At 68.0% G+C, this 6121-nt stretch carries 4 protein-coding genes and 1 pseudogene; 1 reads left to right on the top strand and 4 read right to left on the bottom strand.

The genetic code is table 11. From position 1 onward, the window contains the following. Positions 1 to 147: 147 nt before the first annotated feature. A complete protein-coding gene (locus B4E30_RS02230) occupies positions 148 to 2049 on the bottom strand; it encodes a dipeptide ABC transporter ATP-binding protein (RefSeq protein WP_286793294.1) in 1902 nt (633 codons plus the stop codon). 31 nt (positions 2050 to 2080) lie between these two features. Between B4E30_RS02230 and B4E30_RS02225 the strand changes: the two genes are divergently transcribed. Then, positions 2081 to 2689, top strand: a complete 609-nt coding sequence (locus B4E30_RS02225; protein ID WP_286793293.1) for a PH domain-containing protein — start codon at positions 2081 to 2083, stop codon at positions 2687 to 2689. A gap of 7 nt (positions 2690 to 2696) precedes the next feature. Here the strand turns inward: B4E30_RS02225 and B4E30_RS02220 are convergent, their stop codons facing one another. From B4E30_RS02220 to B4E30_RS02210, 3 genes and pseudogenes are all read right to left on the bottom strand, one after another. Then, positions 2697 to 3905: an ABC transporter permease gene (locus B4E30_RS02220; protein WP_286793292.1), complete on the bottom strand. Its 1209-nt coding sequence runs from the start codon at positions 3903 to 3905 to the stop codon at positions 2697 to 2699. A 3-nt stretch (positions 3906 to 3908) separates the two neighbouring features. Further along, complete coding sequence (locus tag B4E30_RS02215) at positions 3909 to 5426, bottom strand: ABC transporter permease (RefSeq protein ID WP_286793291.1); 1518 nt, start codon at positions 5424 to 5426, stop codon at positions 3909 to 3911. A gap of 161 nt (positions 5427 to 5587) precedes the next feature. Further along, positions 5588 to 6121 (bottom strand): annotated as a pseudogene (locus B4E30_RS02210) (ABC transporter family substrate-binding protein); the annotation flags it as partial.

Below are 6121 nucleotides of genomic sequence, written 5' to 3'. Positions count from 1 at the left end.
TCTTGCCGTGGTCGACGTGCGCGACGATCGCGACGTTGCGGAGGTCGGTGCGAAGGGCGTGCGCCATGAGGGGGTCCTTGCCGAGTGAGGGATGCGCCCGGAATCGAGCGCATCCCAGTCTACCGGCCTCCCAGCAGACGGCCCGCGTCAGCCCCCGGTCGCCCCCGACTGTCCGTGCCGGCGGCTGTCCGTCGCCTCGTCGAACTGCTGCGGCAGCGACGGCTCGGACGGCTGCGAAGGCACCGGCCCGGTCTCCGGAGCGCGCTCGCCGAGCAGGGCCGCACGCGCCGCGCGCCGCTTGCGCTGCTCCTCGGGATCGGGCACCGGAACGGCGGCGATCAGGCGCCGGGTGTAGGGGTCGCGTGCGCCGCGGAGGATCTGGTCTCGCGTGCCGGTCTCGACGAGCTTGCCGTGGTTCATCACCGCGATGCGGTGCGCGAGGATGTCCACGACGGCGAGGTCGTGGCTGATGAACAGGCACGCGAACTTGAGCTCCTGCTGCAGCTCCTGGAGAAGGTCGAGGAAGCGCGCCTGCACCGAGACGTCGAGCGCCGAGGTGGGCTCGTCCGCGACGAGGAGTTCGGGAGCGAGAGCCAGTGCGCGGGCGATCCCGACGCGCTGACGCTGACCGCCGGAGAGCTCGTGCGGGAAGCGGTTGCGATAGGACGCGGGCAGCTCGACCTGGGAGAGCAGCGTCTCCACCCGACGGTCCAGCTCCTTGCCCTTGGCCTCCCCGGCGAGCAGGATCGGCTCGCCGATGGACTGCCCGATCGGCATGCGCGGGTTCAGCGACGACGCCGGGTCCTGGAAGACGATGCCGGTGCGACGACGGATGGCGAACAGCTCCTTGGCCGACGCGTCGGAGATGTCGGCGCCGACCGCGGTGAGCTTCCCCTCCGCGATCGGGAGCAGGCCGACCGCGGCCCGTCCGAGGGTCGTCTTGCCCGAGCCGGACTCGCCGACCAGACCCACGATCTCCCCGGGGTAGACGTCCAGGTCGATGTGCTCGGCGGCACGGAAGGCGGGGATGCGGCCGCGCTTGGGATACTCGATCGCGACGTCCTGGAAGGACAGCACCGGATCGAGACCCGCCTGCGACGGCTCGACCTCGGTGGCACGCTCCCGGATGGCCGACACGACCGGCACGGCCGAGGTGTCGGTGCGCACCTCTTCTCCCTCGGAGGTGTCGGCATCCTCCAGCACGCCCAGGCCGAGGTGGGGCACGGAGGCCAGGAGCTGCCGCGTGTAGGGGTGCTTGGGGTCGTGGAAGATCTCTCCCACGGTGCCCGATTCGACGACGACGCCGTTCTTCATCACCATGATCCGGTCGGCGATGTCGGCGACCACACCCATGTCGTGGGTGATGAGGATGATCGCCGAGTCCAGCCGCTTGTGGAGGTTGCGCATGAGGTCGAGGATCTCGGCCTGCACCGTGACGTCCAGGGCCGTCGTCGGCTCGTCCGCGATCAGCAGCAGCGGGTCGCACGAGATGGACTGCGCGATCATCGCGCGCTGGCGCTGGCCCCCCGAGAGCTGGTGCGGATACTTGTTGAACGACTGCTCGGGGTTCGGCATCTCGACCATGCGCAGCAGTTCGATCGCGCGCTCCTTGGCCGCCGACGGAGCGATCGCGCGGTCGTGCGAGCGAAGCGCCTCACTGATCTGGAAGCCGATGGTGTACACCGGGTTCAGAGCGGTCATCGGCTCCTGGAAGATGACCGAGATCTCGTTGCCGCGGAGGGCGCGAAGCTCGCTCTCGTCGACGCCGCGCAGTTCCCTGCCCAGAAGCTTGATGGAGCCGGTGACGCGGGAGTTCTCCGGCAGCAGACCGAGCAGCGACATCGAGCTGGTGCTCTTGCCCGAACCCGACTCGCCGACGATCGCGAGCACCTCGCCGCGACGGACGACGTAGTTCATGTCGACGGCGGCCGGGTAGAACTCCCCCTCCACCCAGAACTCGACCCCGAGGTTGGACACCTCGAGAACGGTCTCGGGGAGACCCTGGTGCGCGTGCGCGGTGCTCGCCTGGATGCCCGAGGTGTCAGTCATTGCCGGATTCCGATCTGAGAAGCTTGAGGTCATGTCGTTTGAGGAAGTCGATTACCGCCCCGTGTTCGGTCGCGTGCTCGCCGTGATCATGGGGATCGTGTGCGCCGTGGGACTGGCCTCCCTCGTGTGGAGCGGGCCGGGTGATCTGCTGCGCTACGGCTGGCCGATCGCCCTGGTGGCCGTGGTGGCGTGGGCGCTGTTCTGGAAGCCCCGGCTGCACATCCAGGTGCACGGGATCACGGTGGTCAACCCGTTCCGCACCTTCTTCGTGCCGTGGCCGGCCATCCACGCGATCGACACACGCTACTCGCTGTCGCTGCAGACGGCGCGCCGCCGCGTGTCGGTGTGGGCGACGCCCGCGCCCGGTCGCCATCGGCTCTTCGGCCTGTCTCGTGCCGACTTCGACGGCGTCTCCGCGTCGGCACGAGGCGCGCACGGGAGTCTGCGACCGAGTGACGCGTCGAGCGTCCCCAGCGGCAACCTCGCGCAGGTGATCCGTCAGCACTGGGACCGCCTCGAGTCCGAGGGGGCCTTCGCCCACGGGGAGGACCCGGAGGCCGCGACGGTGACGTGGCACTGGGCGAGCCTGACCACCGTCGCGCTCCTTGCGGCCGCGACGGTGATCGGTCTGATGTTCTGAGCGCACGTCATCGCTCCGGATCGAGCGGCTCGTGCCGTCCGTCACCGGGCTCCTCGGGGCGGGGATCGTGATAGTTGGTCACATCTCCCGTGAACACGGCTTCGCCGCCGACGGTCACGGTGTGCTGCTCGCCGCCCTCCGAGCCGGCGGCCCCGGCGGCGATGGGCGCCACCGGTCCCCCGGCGCGACCGGCACGAGCCATCGCGCGTTCGCTCGGCATCTTCTTCTGACGCGGGTCGAAGGCGTCACGCAGTCCGTCGCCGATGAAGTTGATGCACAGCGCGATCGCGATGATGAACAGGCCCGGCCACCAGAACAGCCACGGCCGTGTCGAGAAGGCGGCCTGGTTGTCCGACACGAGCTTTCCGAGCGACGTGTCCGGCGACTGCACACCGAAGCCGAGGAAGCTCAGAGCCGACTCGAGGAGGATGGCACCGGCCATCAGCAGCGTCGCGTTGACGACGATCACGCCGACGGCGTTGGGCAGGATGTGGCGGAAGATGATCCGCCGGTCCCGCGCACCCGACACCCGCGCCGCGTCGACGAACTCGCGCTCGCGCAGGCTCAGGAACTCGCCTCGCACCAGGCGCGCCATCGACGTCCACGCGAACAGGCCGATCACGACGCCGAGCACCGCGGCGCCGAGGTTGCCGAACGCGTTGCCGAGCACCGAGCCGATCACGATGAGCGGGATGGTGATGACGATGTCGGTGAAGCGCATCAGGACCGAGTCGGTGGCCTTGCGGTAGTAGCCCGCGAGCGCCCCGATGACGACACCGATGACGGTCGCCACGACTCCGGCGATGACCATCACCATGATCGACTGCTGCGCACCGCGCATGACGACGGCGAAGATGTCGCGGCCGACCTCGTCCTGGCCGAAGGGGTGGTCGCCGAACTGGATGCCGGCGCCCCCGAGGAACTCCGGGAGCAGGCTCATCGTCGGGCGACCGCCGTTCTCGACGGCCGGGATCTCGGTCCAGTCGTACTGCCACCAACCGGGGATCCGGAGCCCCCACAGTGTCACCCCGACGGAGGTGAAGGCGAGCAGCACGATGAAGATGAGCACGACCATGGCCGCGAGCGCGCCGCGGTGGCGGAAGAACCGCCGACGGACGATCTGGCCCTGGCTGAGGCCCTCGGTCTCCTTCTGCTCGATGGAGACCTCGGCGCGAGCTTCCTTCTCACTGACGTTGTCGTTCTTCGTGGTGTTCACGGGTCAGCCCACCTTGATCCTGGGGTCGAGCGCGGCGTACACGAGGTCGGCGACCAGGTTGAACAGCACGGCCAGCGCTCCGGTGACGACGAAGAAGGCCATCACGGGGTTGGGGTCGACGGCGTTGAGTCCGTCGACGAAGAGGCGTCCCATCCCGGTCCAGCCGAAGACGGTCTCGGTGATCACCGCGCCGCCGACGATCGCTCCCACATCGAACGCGATGATCGTCGTGATCGGGATGAGGGCGTTGCGGAAGGCGTGGCGGACCACGACGGTGCGCTGCGTGAGGCCCTTCGCCTTCGCGGTGCGGATGTAGTCCTGGTTCATCACTTCGAGCAGGCTCGCGCGTGAGTAGCGCGTGTAGCTCGCGAACGACACGAGGATGATCGCGATCGTGGGCAGCAGCAGGTGCGTGAACAGGTCGATGCCCTGCACCCAGAAGTTGCCGCCGAGACCCGGTGTCGACGCGCCGACGGTGGCGATCGGCCGGCCTCGGATGCGGCTGGAGTTGGAGTAGGCCTCCCAGTACTGCATGTACTTCTCGAGGGCGATGAAGGCGGCAACGAGCACACCGGTGAGGGCCGCCGTGCGCACCACCGGACCGCGATCGGCGCCGCCCAGGAACCAGCCGACCGCGCCGCAGACGAGCACCGTGGCGACCGCGTAGACGACGAACAGCCCCAGGGTCATCCCGTTCAGGAGGGAGGTCATCATCGGGTAGTAGAGGGCGATGCCGGCCCCGGCGATGCCGAGGGCCACGTACAGGGCCCGACGGTTCTGCAGTCCGGTGGACACCGCTGTCACACCGAAGGCGATCCCGATCGCGAGCGCGCTGTAGACGACGATGCCGATGCTCGGGTCGGAGAACCACCGCGTCAGTGACAGGTAGGTCATCACGGCCCCGGTCGCCAGCGCGCTGATGACGAAGATGATCAGCCGGCGCTTCCAGGTGCCGCCGATGACGGACATCCAGAGCAGGCCCGCCAGGAACGAGACGACGATGATGACGGGTATCGCGAAGGTGGGGTCGGCGAGCCAGTTGTTGATCTCGATGGCGCCGTACTGCTTGAGGAGCACCGCGACCCAGAAGATCGGAAGCGAGAAGAAGAGGAAGGAGAGGAAGGTGACGAAGTAGTCGAAGCCGCTGTACTGGCGCAGGGCGGAGACGATGCCGACCGAGATGCCGAGCACGATGGCGACGATCGTCGCGGTCGTGACGAGAGTCAGCGTCGCGGTGATGGCGTTGCCGAGGAGCGCGTTGACGGGCTGACCCTGCACGCTCACGCCGAAGTCACCGCGGAAGATTCCCCCGAGCCAGAGGAAGTAGCGCAGCGGCGGGGGCACGTCGAGGTTGAGAAGCCGCGTGCGGGACTCGATGAGTTCCGCCTTGTTCGGGGCGTTGGACTGCCTGAGCTCGTCGAGGGGATCACCCGCGAACGAGGTCAGGATGTACATGAGGAAGGTCGCGGCGAAGAGCACGAAGATCGACGCGATCAGTCGCCGGATGATGAATGAAGCCATGGTGTGGCTGCCTGCCTATCGGTCTGTCAGCACAAGCGTGCGGCCCGGGGGCTCCCCGAGCCGCACGCTCGATCACTGAGAAGTGTACGTGCGGGCGGCGGGCCTGGGCCCGCGCCCACCCGGTTCGCCGCTACCGTCAGGTCGCGGCGAACCGGTGCGGATCACTCCTCGGTGGCGCTGTCGGTGACTGCCCAGTCCCAGGCGTTCCAGAAGATCGTCGGGGCGAGGATCGACGGGTCGATGTTCTCCACGCGATCGCTGAAGGCCGTGACCTCAGGGAACTGGTAGATCGTCACGCCGTAGTAGTCCTCCCACAGCAGGCGGTCCATCTCGACCTGAAGATCGATCTGCTCCTGCGGGTCGAAGGTCACGTTCAGCTGCGAGATGATGCTGTCGACCTCCTCGTTGGAGTAGAAGTTCAGGTTGTTGATGCCGTTGGTGACGAACGTCGGCAGCGAGTTGGTGACGCCCAGGCTCGTGGACTGCCATCCGAACAGCGACGCGTCGTAGGCGCCGGGCGTTCCGAGCAGACCGCCCCACTCCTCCGAACCGCAGTCGGTGACATCGAAGCCGGCCTCGTTGGCCGACGCCTGGATGAGCGCGAACTCGTTGACGCGGCGCGGGTTGTTGGAGGCGTAGAGGATGCAGACCGAGGTGTCGGTGACACCCGACTCCTCGAGCAGCTGACGCGCGCC

This window comes from Microbacterium sp. UBA3394 (assembly GCF_002358725.1).
In the GTDB taxonomy this organism is placed as follows: domain Bacteria; phylum Actinomycetota; class Actinomycetes; order Actinomycetales; family Microbacteriaceae; genus Microbacterium; species Microbacterium luteum.
This window is presented reverse-complemented; position numbering and strand designations above follow the sequence as displayed.

Excerpts from the sequence above, each read along its gene's own strand:
- B4E30_RS02225 (WP_286793293.1), top strand. The coding sequence starts at position 2,081 with ATGTCGTTTGAGGAAGTCGATTACCGCCCCGTGTTCGGTCGCGTGCTC.
- B4E30_RS02230 (WP_286793294.1), bottom strand. The coding sequence starts at position 2,049 with ATGACTGACACCTCGGGCATCCAGGCGAGCACCGCGCACGCGCACCAG.
- B4E30_RS02215 (WP_286793291.1), bottom strand. The coding sequence starts at position 5,426 with ATGGCTTCATTCATCATCCGGCGACTGATCGCGTCGATCTTCGTGCTC.